Below are 14,897 nucleotides of genomic sequence, written 5' to 3' on the forward strand. Positions count from 1 at the left end.
GTGGATAGTGCTGAGGAGAGGAAACCACATGTTCGGCTATTACCTTGACCTGGCGCTACGCAGCCTCAGGCGCAACAAGATCCTCACCGCGCTGATGGTGGTGGCCATCGCCCTGGGCATCGGGGCGAGCATGACTACGCTCACGGTGTTGCACGTGCTGTCGGGCGATCCTTTGCCCGGCACCAGCGCCACCTTGTTCTACCCGCAGGTCGACCCACGCGATATGGACGGCTATGAGGAAGGCAAGCGCCCGCCGGAACAGGTGACTTGGGTCGACGGCATGAACCTGCTGCACGCCAAGCGCGCCGACCGCCAGGCCTTGATGACGGGCGGCGCAGTGCCGGTGCAGCCGGCGCAGGCCAACATCGATCCATTTTTTAGCGACGCGCGATATACCAGCAGCGACTTCTTTCCGATGTTCAAGTTGCCGTTTCTCTACGGTCGCCCTTGGAGCGAATCCGAAGACAACGCCAAGGCGCGCGTGGTGGTGATCAGCCGCACACTCAATGAGAAGCTGTTTGGCGGCAAGAACAGCGTCGGCCAGACGCTGCGCATGAAGGACAGCGCGTTCCAGGTGGTGGGTGTCCTCGACACCTGGCGCCCGACACCGCGCTTCTACGACTTGAACATGGAAAGCTACGGCTCGGTGGAAGACGTCTTCGTGCCGCTGACCACGGCACGCGACGTCCACTTCGGACACAGCGGTTCCACCGATTGCTGGGGTACCGGCGGCGGCGACGACGAGCACGCCGAGACATCGCCGTGCGTGTGGCTGCAGTTCTGGGTGCAGATCAACGGTACGGACAAGGTCGCCGCCTATCGCGACTATCTGGTGCATTACTCGCAGGAGCAGAAAACGCTTGGTCGTTTCCAGCGCCCGCCGAATGCGCAGCTTCCCAGCCTGATGGAATGGCTGGACATCAACAAGGTCGTGCCAGGCGATGTGCGCCTGCAGACCTGGCTGGCGCTGGGCTTCTTGCTGGTGTGCCTGGTCAACACGGTGGGCCTGATGTTGGCGAAGTTCCTGCGCAAGTCCGGCGAGCTCGGTGTACGCCGCGCGCTGGGCGCATCGAAGCGCGAGGTATTTGCACAGCTGCTGATCGAGTCTGGCGTCATCGGCCTTGCCGGCGGCATGGTCGGCCTGCTGCTGGCCTTCTTCGGCCTGTGGCTGGTGCGCAAGCAGCCGTCCAGCTATGCGGCACTCGCGCATATGAGCATGGGCATGTTGTTGGTGACCTTCCTGCTGGCGGTTGGCGCCACCTTGCTGGCCGGCCTGCTGCCGGCCTGGCGCGCCTGCCAGATCACTCCCGCACTGCAACTGAAGAGCCAGTGACCATGGACATTCTTCCGATTCTCTCCACACTGCGCCGCCACAAGACCACCGCCTTCCTGGTGATCGTGGAAATCGCGTTGACTTGCGCCATCGTTTGCAACGCGGTGTTCATCATCAACCAGCGCATCGAGCGCATCCACATGCAGAGCGGTGTGGATGAGCAGCACTTGCTGCATATCGCACTCACCAACATCGGCGTGACCAAGGACGACAAAGCGCGCCGCGCGGAAGACCTGGCCGCGCTGCAGCAGGTGCCGGGCGTGGTGTCGGTGGCCTCGGTCAACCAGGTGCCGTTCGGCAATTCATCGTCCAACGGCAGCATCAAGCTCGATCCCAAGCAGCGCCTCGCAACGCTCAATGCCACCGACTATTTCGGCGAGAACGTGACCCAGACGCTGGGCACCCAACTGATTGCGGGTCGTGAGCTGCACGCCGATGACTATATGGATATGGACCAAGTGGTCAGCGCGGCGGCGGCAAAGGATGCCAAGGGCATTCCGCACGTCACGGTGATCACGCAGAAGATGGCCAATCGCCTGTGGCCGGGACAGTCGGCGCTGGGCAAACAGGTCTACATGTCCGACTACGCATTTACCGTGGTGGGCGTCGTGAAGGAGCTGATCCGGCCGTCGATCTGGGACGATTCGGCGGCTAGCTACTCGATGGTTTTGCCGATACGCGTGGCGAACAACGAGTACATCGTGCGGGTGGATGATCCGAAGAACCGCGAGCGAGTGCTGAAGGCGGCGGTGGCCAAGCTCAAGGAGATCAATCCGCATCGCATCGTGCTCAAGCAGCACCTGGTGTCGAACATGCGCGAGGATTTCTTCCAGAACGATCGTGCGATGACGGGACTGCTGGTGGCCGTGTGTACGGCGTTGCTGGTGGTGACTGCACTGGGCATCGTCGGCCTGGGCAGTTTCTGGGTGGCGCAGCGCCGTCGGCAGATTGGCGTGCGGCGTGCGCTGGGTGCCACGCGCAGGAATATCCTGCATTACTTCCAGACCGAGAACTTCCTGCTCGCCACCATTGGCATTGGCGTGGGCATGGTGCTGGCCTACGGCATCAACCTGCTCTTGATGGTGCACTACGAGCTGCCGCGACTGCCGGCGATCTATTTCCCGGTGGGCGCCTTGCTGCTGTGGACGATCGGGCAGCTGGCCGTGCTGGGGCCGGCGATGCGTGCAGCAGCGGTGCCACCGGTGGTTGCCACGCGTTCGGTCTGAGTCAGGGAGGGACAAGGGAATGTTCGGTTATTACTTCGATCTGGCGCTGCGCAGCCTTGGCCGCAACAAGGTACTTACCGCACTGATGGTGCTGGCCATCGCGGTGGGTATCGGCGCGAGCATGACGACGCTCACGGTCGTTCACCTGCTGTCCGGCGATCCGTTGCCGGGACGCAGCCAGGCGATCTTTTATCCGCAGGTGGACCCCTACCCGACGAACAAAGACAGCAGTGAACCGCTCGACATGTTGGACTACCGCTCGGCGCTTGATCTGTGGAGCGCACGGCGAGCCGATCGGCAGGCGCTGCTCGTGCAAAGCACGGTACGACTGAATACGGCGGATGCCGGTAAGCCCGCCGTGATGCTGCCGATGCTCTCGGCTACGGCGGACTTCTTCAGCATGTTCAATGTGCCGTTCCGCTACGGCGGACCCTGGAGCAAACAGGATGACGCCGCGCGTGCGCGGGTGGCCGTGATTACCGACGACCTCAACCAGAAGCTGTTCGCCGGCGAAAACAGCGTGGGGCGCTTCCTGCGCCTGCGCAACAGCGATGTGCGCATCGTTGGTGTGCTCAAGCCATGGCGGCCGTCGCCAAGGTTCTACGCCGTACACGGCGGCCGTTTCGCCGCGGGCGATACCAGCGACTTCTACGCCAAGCCGGAAGATGTGATCACGCCGTTCTTCACCGGGTTGGACGTCAACGACGGCAATTTCCAACAGTTCACCTGCTGGCAAATGCCTCCCCATCCGGGACATCTGCAGGATTCCCCCTGCGCATGGGTCGCGTTGTGGGTACAAATCAACGATGCCACCCATGTCGCCGCTTATCGACGCTTCGTGGCTGACTACGCGGCACAGCAGCAGGCGATCGGTCGATTTACGCATGCGGGCAACACGCGCCTGCGCAGCCTGATGGGTTGGCTGGATTTCAACGGTGTGCTTCCCAGCAATGTGCGCCTGCAAGCCTGGCTGGCGATGGCCTTCCTGACGATTTGCCTGGTCAACATGGTGGGTCTGCTATTGGCCAAGTTCCTGCGCCGAAGTGGTGAAATCGGTCTGCGCCGCGCATTGGGCGCCAGTCGTTCCGCGGTGTTCGCGCAGTACATGGTGGAGTCGGGTCTGATCGGCTTGATCGGCGGGGTATGCGGCTGGTTGCTGACCATGGCGGGGCTCTGGTTTATCCGGCAGCAACCAGTGGCTTATGCGGATATGGCACGCCTGGATGTGCCGATGTTCCTGCTCACCTTTGTCGCCGCGATTGGCGCCAGCCTGCTGGCCGGCGCGCTTCCGGCAGTGCGTGCGTGCCGCGTGGTGCCGGCATGGCAACTGAAGTCCCTGTGAGGCACGCCATGACGCAATTCGCTCCCATTCTTTCGTCCTTGCGCCGTCACCGTCTCGCCACGGCGCTTATCGCGCTGGAAATCGCGCTCGCCTGCGCGGTGTTGTGCAACGCCTGCTTTCTCATCGTGGGACAGTTGCGTGCGCTGCATATCGAGAGCGGTGTGACCGAATCTTCGCTGGCGGTGATCAATCTCGGTTGCGACGGATGCAAGGGCGCCGACCTCAATGCCAGGGTGACAACCGCCTTGCGCGCCGTGCCCGGCGTCCAGTCGGTCGCGGTGGTCAATGCCGTGCCGTTCGCGCAACCCGCCAACTACGCCGGTATCAGCCTGGATCGCGAACATTTCATCGCCGTGCCGCATTTCTACACGGGAGGTCCTGGCGCCGTGGAGACGCTGGGGCTGCAGCTGGTGGCGGGACGCGCTTTCCAGGCTGAGGATTTTCAGACGTCCGAACTGTGGCTGCCACAGAACCCCTCGGTGTGGGTCACGCGCGCCTTCGCCGAGCGGCTGTGGCCGGGACAGGATCCGCTGGGCAAGGAGTTTTGGTCGGACAAGATCCACTTCCGCGTGATCGGCGTGATGGCGCACCTGACGCCCCCCGACCCGGGCGGCGGCCACGGCGACAGTGCGGGCGAGTGGTCCGTGTTCGTGCCGGTGATACCCGGTGGGCCGCTCAACGGCGTTTACGCCGTGCGCGCGAATCCTGCCGATCTTCCGCGCGTGCTGCGCGACGCTCGCGATGCGGCGCAGAAAGCTGCCCCGGAGGGGGTGCTCGATTTGCAGCAAAGCCGTACGGTGCCTGAGCTGCGCTCGGAATTTTTCCGGCAGACAAGAATCATGGTCGGCACGCTGGCCGGCGTCATCGTGGCGTTGTTGCTGGTAACCGCGCTGGGCATCGTAGGCCTGGCCAGTTTCTGGGTACAGCAGCGGCGCAAACAGATCGGCATACGGCGCGCCATCGGGGCCACCCGCGGCGACATCCTGCATTACTTCCAGGCGGAGAATTTCCTGATCGTGACGGTGGGCATCGCCATCGGCATGGTGCTGACCTTCGCACTCAATCTGGTGTTGATGAAATTCTACGAAGTGCCGCGCCTGCCGGTGTACTACTTGCCCATGGGTGCGTTGGTATTGTGGGGGCTCGGGCAGTTGTCGGTGCTGGCGCCGGCATTGCGGGCGTCGCAGGTACCGCCGATGGTGGCGACGCGATCGGTGTGATGTCGTGCAGGGGCGGCATGGCCGGCGCCGCGCCGGTTGATGTCACAGGGGAGCAGCGCGCCAAGAGCGCTGCGTTCAACGGGTAAATCAGGCAACAGGGAAGCAACGGATGCGTTACAACCTGATGTTGGCGTGGCACGGACTCAAGCGATTTCCACGCAGCACGATACTCGCCGTGCTCACGGTGGCGATGGGGCTGGCCGCCACCATGACGACCCTGGCCTTGCTGCATCAGCTCACGGCCGACCCGTTGCCTGGGCGCAGTGGCCATCTGTATCTGGCGTGGGTGGATACGGTGAGGGCGAAGGCGGGCCAAACCACATCGCTCAACGGCGTGGCGATCAACGCGAACCACCGGATCAAACTGGACGATGCGAAAGAGCTGTTGCACGACCATCGAGCCCGCTGGCAGGCCGCCATGGCCAGCACCTCCGTGGAGATGACCGGCAGCGGGCACAATGCGCGCAGCAAACATGACTACGTCATGGCCACGACCAGCGAGGCGATTCCAATGTTTGGCATTGCGCTGCGCAGCGGGCGCAGCTGGACGGCTGGCGAGGACGACCAGCGCGCACGCGTTGTCGTGGTCGACAGCGAGCTTGCGCAATCGATCTACGGGACGGTCGACGTTCTGGGCCGTGAGCTGAACATCGGGAAGGGCGTGTTCCGCATTATCGGTGTAAGCGCTGTTTTCGCGCCTCAGCCGCATTTCTACGATTTATCGGCATTCGCATTCAGTGGCACGCGGCGGGACCGAGCTTTCGTTCCTGTATCTTCACTGCTTGATGCCGGCGGCGAACTGACCGGCAACGATGGTTGCGACGAAGACGCGCCCGCAAAAAAAACCACGCTCTTTGGCACCGACGTCGCGCATTGCGCCACCTTGAGCTATTGGGTGGATCTCACCTCCAAAGCCCAGGTCGATGATTTCCGTTCTTATCTTCAGCACTACGCCGAAGAGCAGAAATCACTGGCAGGTTACGGCAAGCCCGCACGCTCCGATCTCACTGGAGTGGGCGCTTGGCTGAGCCGGCAGAACGTGGTGCCGGACAACGCCCGCTTGAACGCGTGGCTGGCGGGATCGTTCTTGCTCCTATGCATGGCCAATGTCGCCGGCCTGCTCGCGGCGCGCTTCCTGCGTCGTGGCGCGGAAATCGGCATTCGTCGTGCGTTGGGTGCGCCGCGGCTTGCGATCTTCCAGCAGCACGTTTTCGAGGCTGCATTGATCTGTCTGGTCGGTGGCCTGCTGGCGCTTCCGCTGACTTTGTTCGGGCTGTGGACTTTGCGCCTGCAGGACAGCGGATTCACCGATCTGGCCCGATTGGACCCGGCGATGTTCGGGGCACTGTTGCTGCTTTCGCTGGGCGTTGGTGTGCTTACGGGGTGGTTGCCCGCCTGGCGTGCCTCACGCGTCGAGCCGGGCCTGCAGGTCAAGAGCGCATAAGGGGAGGCGCGATGTCACTTCGGATCATGCTCAAGGTTTTGCGACGCCATGCGCTGATGCCTGCGCTCGTCTTGCTGCAGGTGGCGTTGGCATGCGCCATTCTGTGCAATGTCCTGTTCCTCGTCTGGCAACGCGTGCAGCCGATGGTCGCTCCCAGCGGTCTTGCCGAGGACGAACTCGTGCTGGTCGATCAGATCGCCTCACACGTACGGCCATGGACCGCTGCCGAGGCGCGCGAAGGACAACTGGCACTGAGCCATCTCCCAGGAGTTCGTTCGGCGTCGAGTGCGTTGGGCCTGCCCATGATCGGCCAGGTGACGGTCGATTACGCGCTCAAATCGCCGGCAGGTGTGTCCGTTGGTGTGAACGGCTATTTCGGCGACGGCCTGGTCAAGACACTGGGTCTCGAGTTGGTCGAGGGTCGCGACTTCCTGCCCGGCGAGTACGGTGACATTGGCGTCAGCCAGGGCTCCAATGGCGTGCCCACGGCCAAATCAGCCCAGTCGATCATCATCACGCAGTCGCTTGAACGGCAGTTGTTCAAGGGTGGGTCTGCGGTGGGCAAGCTGCTGGCTGTGCCCGATGATCCCAGTGACCCGGGTTATCGGGTGGTGGGCGTGGTGCGCCACCTGATGCGCAACCAGGTCGATCTGGCAACAGATGGGCGCGCCGACAACACCATACTGGCGGCCCTGCGCGTCGGCGATACGGCCATCCTCAGTTACGCGGTTCGGATCGATCCGGCCATGCGCGAGGTGGCCATGCGTGGCATAGGCGACACTATCAAGCGTGAGTTTGGCCCCCTGATGGGCGGGGAATCCTTCGTGCGCATCGGCACCTATGCCGAGCGCCGCAGTGACGCCTTGAAGAGCGCTCGCGCCGCGCTATGGCTTTTCGCGGGCGTCACCGCCGCCGTGATCGTCGTCACCGCCATCGGCATCATGGGCCTCACCGGCTTCTGGGTGCAGCGCCGCACGCGCCAGATCGGCATCCAGCGTGCGCTGGGCGCGCGACGTTCGCAGGTGCTGCGCTATTTCATGCTGGAGAACCTGCTGATCGCCGGCGCTGGCGTGCTGGTCGGCATGGCGCTGGCTTATGTGGCCAATGGGCTGCTGATGCACTACTACGAACTGCCGCATCTGCCCTGGAATTACCTCCCCATCGGCGGTGCGGTGGTGCTGCTGCTGGGCCAATTGGCCGTGCTGGCACCCGCCAGGCGGGCGGCCGAGGTGCCCCCGGTGGTGGCCACGCGGGCAATCTGAACGAGTGGCCGTGCAGTTCGGCACGGGCAGCCAGGCGCGCGGTGTGCAGAATAGGCCTTATCTCAACCCGAGGATGTACCCATGAAGATTGGACCACGCATGCTCCTGGTCAGCCTGGCACTGTCTGCGGCCTGTGCCGCCTCAGTGCAGGCCGCCACGGCGGATGTCTCCACGCGCGAAAAGGCGTTGAACGATCTGCTGGCCGAGCAGTGGCAGCACAATCTGGAGAACTCGCCGGAGTTCGCCACCATCCTCGGCGATCTGCGCTACAACGACCGCTGGACCGACGCCTCGCTGGCGCACCAGCAGGCCGAAGTGGCCAAGGCCCAGGATTTCCTCAAGCGCTTCCAGGCGATCGACACCACCGGCTTCTCCGCCGATGACAAGCTCAACCAGCAGCTGATGGTTCGCCAGCTGCAGGATGCGCTCAAGTCGCATCAGCTGAAGCTCGACGAGATGCCGCTGGACCAGATGAGCGGCGCGCACCTGCAGCTCGCCGGCTTCATCAGCTCCATCCCGTTCGACAACACCAAGGAATACGACGACTACCTCGCGCGCCTGAAGGCCGTGCCGGCCCTGTTCGACCAGGTCACCGCGGTGGCGCAGCAGGGCCTGAAAGACGGCATGATGCCGCCGAAATACCTGCTCGAAAAAGTCGTCACCCAGATCGACAGCATCGGCAAGCCGGCCGGCATGGACAGCGTGTTTGCCGAGCCGCTGAAGCACTTCCCCAAGTCGGTCTCTGCCGCTGACCAGAAGCGCCTGCACGACGCCATCCTCGCCGCCATCGACCAGCAGGTGCGTCCGGCCTACCAGAAGCTCGGCGCGTTCGTGAAGAACGATTACGCCCCGCATGGCCGCAGCGAGCCGGGCGTGTGGCAGCTGCCCAACGGCGCGGCCATCTATGCGTTCCAGGTGGAGCAGATGACCACCACCAAGGAAAGCCCGGAGCGCATCCACGAAATCGGCCTGTCCGAAGTGAAGCGCATCGAAGGCGAGATGACCGAGATCGCCAAGCAGCAGGGCTTCAAGGACCTGCCGAGCTTCCGCGAATCGCTCAAGACCAACCCGAAGGTGCATGCGACCTCGCGTGAGGACATCCTCAACCGCTATCGCGGTTATCTCGCCGGCATGCAGCCGGAACTGCCCAAGCTGTTCGGCCTGCTGCCCAAGACCAAGGTGGAAGTGGTGCCGGTGGAAGCCTTCCGCGAGAAGGAAGCTGCCGCGGCTGAATATCACCAGGGCACGCCGGATGGTTCGCGTCCGGGCCAGATCTTCGTCAACACCGGCGACTACCAGAACCGCAGCGTGCTGAGCATCGAGTCGACCGCCTATCACGAAGGCATCCCGGGCCATCACATGCAGATCTCGATCGCGCAGACCCTGCCCAAGCTGCCGCCGTTCCGCCAGCAGGCGGGCTATACCGCCTATATCGAAGGCTGGGCGCTGTATGCCGAGCAGCTCGGCAAGGAAGTGGGTTTCTACAAGGATCCGCTCTCCTACTACGGTCATCTGTCCGATGAACTGCTGCGCGCCGACCGTCTCGTGCTCGATACGGGCGTGCATTACAAGCACTGGTCGCGCCAGCAGATGGTCGACTTCTTCCATGCCCATTCCAGCGAGGATGAGCCGGATGTGCAGGCCGAGACCGACCGCTACATCACCTGGCCGGGTCAGGCGCTGGCGTACAAGATGGGCCAGCTGAAGATCCTCGAGCTGCGTGCGCGCGCCAAGAAGGAGCTGGGCGACAAGTTCGACATCCGCTCGTTCCACGACGAAGTGCTGGGCGGCGGCGCGCTGCCGCTGGACGTGCTGGAATCGCGTACGGATGCCTGGATCGCCGCGGTGAAGGCGGGCAAGGCGCCGGTGCATCCGGCCAACAACTAAGCACTGAAAGTTCAGGACCGTCATTCCAGCGAAAGCTGGAATCCAGCGCCTTCAAGGCCTTGGGCAGGCACTGGATCCCAGCTTTCGCTGGGATGACGGTTAATTTAGGGGATCACCGGCGACGAATTCGACCGGACGTGTCAACCTTTTGGCGTGGAGATGCATCCACGTCTACATGTGCAAGCGACGAATGCGAACCGTACTGATCATCGACGACAACCCGGCCGTGGGTGAGGCGCTGTCCTTGGCGCTCTCCCTGCATGAGATCCGCCCGCTGATCGCGCTCACGCCGGAGCAAGGCCTGGCCATGCTCGAGACCGAGCGGGTAGACGTGGTGATCCAGGACATGAATTTCACCGCCGACACCACCTCGGGCGAGGAGGGCATCGCGCTGTTCCGCGAGCTGCGCCAGCGCCATACGGACATGCCGGTGATCCTGCTCACCGCCTGGACCCATCTGGAAACGGCGGTGGAGCTGGTCAAGGCCGGGGCGGCGGACTATCTCGCCAAGCCGTGGGACGACGCCAAGCTGCTCGCCACGGTGGAAAACCTGCTGGAGCTTTCCGAATCGACCCGTGAAGTCACCCGCGCGCGCAACGAGCGCCGCAAGCGCCGTGAAGACCTGCAGCGCCGCTACGACCTCGACGGCATCGTGTTCGCCTCCGAAGCCATGGCGCGCACGCTCGACCTGGCCTGCCAGGTGGCACGTTCGGACGTGCCTGTGTTGATCACCGGCCCCAACGGCGCCGGCAAGGAACGCATCGCTGCGATCGTGCACGCGAATTCGGCGGTCAAGCGCGGCCAGTTCATCGCCGTGAACTGCGGTGCACTGCCGGGTGAATTGATCGAAGCGGAATTATTCGGCGCGGAAGCCGGCGCTTACACCGGCGCCAACAAGGCGCGCGAAGGGCGCTTTGAAATGGCCGACGGCGGCACGCTCTTCCTCGACGAAATCGGCAACCTGTCGTTGTCCGGACAAGTAAAACTGCTGCGCGTACTGGAAACCGGCCAGTTCGAGCGCCTGGGCTCAGGCCGCACGCGCCAGGTGAAGGTGCGCGTCCTGAGCGCCACCAATGCCGATCTCAAGGCGATGATCCGCGCGGGCACGTTCCGCGAAGATTTGTATTACCGCCTCAACGTGATCGAAGTGAACCTGCCGCCGCTGGCTGATCGCGTCGATGACATCCTGCCGCTGGCCGAATTCTTCCTCGGCGGCCGCGCCGAACTGACCGATGCCGCGCGCGATTCGATGCTGAGCTATCCGTGGCCGGGCAACGTGCGCGAATTGAAGAACTCCATCGAGCGCGCCGCCCTGCTGGTGAGCGATGGCCGCATCACCCCCGAACAGCTCAATCTGCCGCAGATCGCCGTGGCGGGAGCGCGGAATCTGGATGAACCCAGCCGCGAGTCGGTCGAGGCCGCGCTGGACAAAGCTGGCGGCGTCGTCAGCCGCGCGGCCCAGACGCTGGGCCTGTCGCGGCAGGCTTTGTATCGCCGCATGGAACGCTACGGCCTGGCCCAGGCGTGATCCCGGTAGGAGCGGCAGCAAACACCGGTGGGAGCGCACCCTGTGCGCGACAGGGGGTCGCGAAAAGCTGTCGCGCACAGGGTGCGCTCCCACAGGTGCAAGACCGCTCGGCGATTGCCCACGCTCCAAAGCCCGAGGATGATGTTGACCGTGCAGAAGGAGTCCGCCATGCGACACCGCACCCTGCTACTCATCATCGGCTTGTGCTGCCTGTACCCCGGGGCCTGGGCGCAGGGCAGCGCGCCCTCCAAAACCCCCAATCTCACGCTACCCACGATGCCGCCTGCCCCGGCGAGTACCGTGGCAGACGGCTATCGCGACACCTTGAGCAGCGCGACCAACGATGCGCAACGCTTCAACTTCAGCGCCAACCCCGCCAAGGACAAGGCGCCGCCCGATCAGTCGCCGATCCGCGTGATCATCAACAACGGTCACGGGCCGAACGTAAACTGCGTACCCATGGGACCCGGTGCGGGATGCCACTGATGCCGATCTCTCACGGAGGAGACCTTTAATGCGGCTGGGCTTGCGTTCGCTCGAGTCGCGCATGGTGATGCTGCTGGGCTTTGCTGGCCTGGCGGGTGCACTCATCTATGCCGGCGTCACCCAATGGCCGCTGCCGCAGATCCTGGTGTGGATGCGGCACGATCTGGGCATCGACCTGGGCGCACCGGCGCGCTTTGGCTTCTATGGCGGCCTCGTCGTCTCGCTCGCGTTCCTGCTGCCGCTGTCGTTGTGGCTGGGCCACCGCGTGATGTCGCCGATCACCAAGCTGCTGCGCGCGCTCGAAGGCGCCGTGGCCAGTTACCGCGACGGCGACTTCAGCTTTTCCATCGCCGCCACGCGTCGCGACGAACTGGGCGAACTCATCCGCATGCACAACGCGCTGGGCCAGACCTTGCGCGAGCAGCGGCAGAACCTGGCCCAGCGTGAATTGCTGCTCGATACCGTGGTGCAGAACACGCCGGTGGCGCTGGTGCTTACGGACGCGAGCAACCGCGTCACCTACGCCAATATTGCCGCGCGCCATCTGTTCAATGAGGGCCGCACGCTGCATGGCCTGAGTTTCGCCGAGCTGATCAGCGACAGCCCCGAAGGGCTGCGGCGTGCGGTGGAGGGCGGTGAGGATGCGTTGCTCACGGTCGAAATGGATGGCGGCGAAGAAACCTTCCATCTCTCGCAACGCAGCTTCCGCCTGCATGGCAGGCCGCATCGCCTGCAACTGTTTCGCCGCATGACGCGCGAGTTGTCCCGCCAGGAAGTAGCGACGTGGAAGCGCGTGATACGCGTGATCAGCCATGAGCTCAATAATTCGCTGGCGCCGATTTCCTCGCTGGCGCATTCGGGCGCGGAACTGGCGCGTCGCGGCGACACCGCACGCCTGCCGGGCGTGTTTGCCACCATCGGCGAGCGCGCGCGCCATCTGCATGGATTTATCGCCGGCTATGCCAGCTTCGCCAAGCTGCCCGCGCCGCAGCCGGTGGCGATCGACTGGAAGCCGTTCCTCGATGGTCTGTCGCTGCACTGCAAGTTCCAGCTGCGGGGTTCGGTTCCCGAACAGGCCGGCTGGTTCGACGCCGCGCAGATCGAGCAGGTGCTGATCAACCTGGTCAAGAACGCGCACGAGTCCGGCAGTGCTGATGACGAGGTTTCGCTGTCGCTCGGAGTCATCGGTCGCGACGTGCGCATCGAAGTGGCCGACCGCGGTCCCGGCATGAGCGAAACCGTGCTGGCCCAGGCGCTGCTACCGTTTTATTCGACCAAGCGCTCAGGCACGGGCCTGGGCCTGGCCCTGGCGCGCGAGATCGCGGAAGCCCATGGCGGCCGCATCGCGCTGGCCAACCGGGAGGAGGGCGGCCTGCGAGTCAGCCTGCTCCTGCCGCTGGGGGCGCGCTGAGTCCCTGATCGCTTCTCTCCGCGCTCGCCTATACTCGGGGGCAACCTTCATGGAACGGAGATGTGGCAATGGGACAGCTGTTTGCTTTAGTGATCATCGTGGTCGCGGTCATCGTGCTCGCCAAACTGGTGCGCATCGTGCCGCAGGGTTACGAATGGACGGTGGAGCGCTTCGGCCGCTACACGCGGACACTTTCCCCCGGCCTGCATTTCCTGGCGCCCTTCATTTACAACATCGGGCGCAAGATGAACATGATGGAGCAGGTGCTCGATGTTCCTTCGCAGGACGTCATCACCAAGGACAACGCCGTAGTGCGCGTGGACGGCGTGGTGTTCTACCAGGTGCTGGATGCGTCCAAGGCCGCCTATGAAGTGGCCAATCTGGAGCAGGCCGCGCTCGCCCTGATCATGACCAATATCCGCACCGTGCTCGGTTCGATGGACCTGGACGAATCGCTCAGCCAGCGCGACGCCATCAATGCCAAGCTGCTGAAGGTGGTCGACGAAGCCACCCATCCGTGGGGCGTCAAGGTCAACCGCATCGAGATCAAGGACATTGCGCCGCCGCGCGACCTGGTCGATTCGATGGCCCGCCAGATGAAGGCCGAGCGTGAGAAGCGCGCCAATATTCTCGATGCGGAAGGCTTCCGTCAGGCGGCCATCCTCAAGGCCGAAGGTGAAAAGCAGTCGGTGATTCTGGCCGCCGAAGGCGAGAAGGAAGCCGCCTTCCGCGCTGCGGAGGCACGCGAACGTTCGGCCGAGGCCGAAGCGAAAGCGACGGCGATGGTGTCGGAGGCGATCGCCAACGGCAACGTCAACGCGCTGAACTACTTCGTCGCCACCAAGTACGTTGAAGCGCTGAAGGAAATGGCCAACTCGCCCAATCAGAAGATGCTGCTGCTGCCGATGGAGTCGACCGGCATCCTCGGTTCGCTGGCAGGTATTGCCGAGCTCGCCAAGGATTCGCTCAGCCAGCAGCAGGCCAGTACCACGGTCCGCCGCACACCGCCATCGATCAGCTGAGACCAGGGACGCGACGACGATGGAACAGATTGCCCTTCACTACCTGTGGTGGATTCTTGCGCTGGTGCTGATCGCCATCGAGGTGATCCTGCCGGGCTATTTCATGTTGTGGATCGGCATTGCCGCAGGCATCACCGGCGTGGTGGTGCTGGTGGCGCCCGACTTGTCGATGCTGGCGCAGGCGGTGGTGTTCGTGGTGCTCGCGTTTCTGTCTTGCGCGGTCTATTGGTATGGCTTGCGTCCCCGCCTGATGCGCGATGAGCCCGGCGATGCGCTACTCAATCGCCGCGGCGAACAGAAGATCGGACAGCGCTATGTGCTGGTGGAGCCGATTGTGCATGGGCGAGGCAAGGCGAAGGTGGGCGACGGCATGTGGCTGGTGAGTGGGCCGGATCTGCCGGCGGGCGCGATGGTGGAGGTGGTTGGGGTGGATGGGACGACGTTGTTGGTGAAGGTGGCGGAATAGTTTGTAGAGGGTTTGGCGGTTTTTTCCGGGCGGCATCCCAACGCAGGCTCGCCTTACTCGTCATCCCGGCGCAGGCCGGGATCCGGTGACTTTGCGCTTCGATTGTCGCGTTACCGCCAGCGTGCCGCCTACGCGGCGGCCGTTTCGACCGGCTGCCGCCGCTCGAGTCACTTTTCTCTTGCTGGCCCACGCATGCGCAGGAGCGCATGCGAACGGCAAAGCCGGCCCGAAGGGCGGAGGGCAGGATGCCCGGAGTAAGAGAAAAGTAAC

12 protein-coding genes are annotated in these 14,897 nt (G+C 63.8%); all 12 read left to right on the top strand.

Going from position 1 to position 14,897, the window contains the following annotated elements:
- Positions 1–28: 28 nt before the first annotated feature.
- The 12 genes from AC1DMY_RS01425 to AC1DMY_RS01480 all read left to right on the top strand — a co-directional run bounded on the left by AC1DMY_RS01425 (position 29) and on the right by AC1DMY_RS01480 (position 14,627).
- Positions 29–1,333, top strand: coding sequence for an ABC transporter permease (locus AC1DMY_RS01425; RefSeq protein WP_477163264.1), 1,305 nt, complete (start codon positions 29–31; stop codon positions 1,331–1,333).
- A gap of 2 nt (positions 1,334–1,335) precedes the next feature.
- Positions 1,336–2,559 carry an ABC transporter permease gene (locus AC1DMY_RS01430; protein ID WP_477163265.1) on the top strand — a complete coding sequence of 408 codons (1,224 nt, stop codon included), beginning with the start codon at positions 1,336–1,338 and terminating at the stop codon, positions 2,557–2,559.
- Positions 2,560–2,578: 19 nt separating this feature from the next.
- Positions 2,579–3,901, top strand: a complete 1,323-nt coding sequence (locus tag AC1DMY_RS01435) for an ABC transporter permease (protein ID WP_477163266.1) — start codon at positions 2,579–2,581, stop codon at positions 3,899–3,901.
- Positions 3,902–3,909: 8 nt separating this feature from the next.
- Positions 3,910–5,121: an ABC transporter permease gene (locus tag AC1DMY_RS01440; RefSeq protein ID WP_477163267.1), complete on the top strand. Its 1,212-nt coding sequence runs from the start codon at positions 3,910–3,912 to the stop codon at positions 5,119–5,121.
- Positions 5,122–5,230: 109 nt separating this feature from the next.
- A complete protein-coding gene (locus tag AC1DMY_RS01445; protein ID WP_477163268.1) occupies positions 5,231–6,565 on the top strand; it encodes an ABC transporter permease in 1,335 nt (444 codons plus the stop codon).
- Positions 6,566–6,576: 11 nt separating this feature from the next.
- Positions 6,577–7,827 carry an ABC transporter permease gene (locus AC1DMY_RS01450; protein WP_477163269.1) on the top strand — a complete coding sequence of 417 codons (1,251 nt, stop codon included), beginning with the start codon at positions 6,577–6,579 and terminating at the stop codon, positions 7,825–7,827.
- 81 nt (positions 7,828–7,908) lie between these two features.
- Positions 7,909–9,714: a DUF885 domain-containing protein gene (locus tag AC1DMY_RS01455; protein ID WP_477163270.1), complete on the top strand. Its 1,806-nt coding sequence runs from the start codon at positions 7,909–7,911 to the stop codon at positions 9,712–9,714.
- Positions 9,715–9,904: 190 nt separating this feature from the next.
- The gene (locus tag AC1DMY_RS01460) at positions 9,905–11,242 is read left to right on the top strand and encodes a sigma-54-dependent transcriptional regulator (protein WP_441602478.1); all 1,338 of its coding nucleotides are present in this window, start codon (positions 9,905–9,907) and stop codon (positions 11,240–11,242) included.
- Between the two features lie 168 nt (positions 11,243–11,410).
- The gene (locus AC1DMY_RS01465; RefSeq protein WP_477163271.1) at positions 11,411–11,728 is read left to right on the top strand and encodes a hypothetical protein; all 318 of its coding nucleotides are present in this window, start codon (positions 11,411–11,413) and stop codon (positions 11,726–11,728) included.
- A gap of 28 nt (positions 11,729–11,756) precedes the next feature.
- On the top strand, positions 11,757–13,139 hold the full coding sequence (locus AC1DMY_RS01470) for a sensor histidine kinase (RefSeq protein WP_477163272.1): 1,383 nt from the start codon (positions 11,757–11,759) through the stop codon (positions 13,137–13,139).
- A 68-nt stretch (positions 13,140–13,207) separates the two neighbouring features.
- The gene (locus AC1DMY_RS01475) at positions 13,208–14,161 is read left to right on the top strand and encodes an SPFH domain-containing protein (protein ID WP_046970504.1); all 954 of its coding nucleotides are present in this window, start codon (positions 13,208–13,210) and stop codon (positions 14,159–14,161) included.
- A gap of 19 nt (positions 14,162–14,180) precedes the next feature.
- Positions 14,181–14,627: an NfeD family protein gene (locus AC1DMY_RS01480; RefSeq protein ID WP_477163273.1), complete on the top strand. Its 447-nt coding sequence runs from the start codon at positions 14,181–14,183 to the stop codon at positions 14,625–14,627.
- Positions 14,628–14,897: the final 270 nt, after the last annotated feature.

The organism is Dyella sp. 01L423 (genome assembly GCF_056399945.1).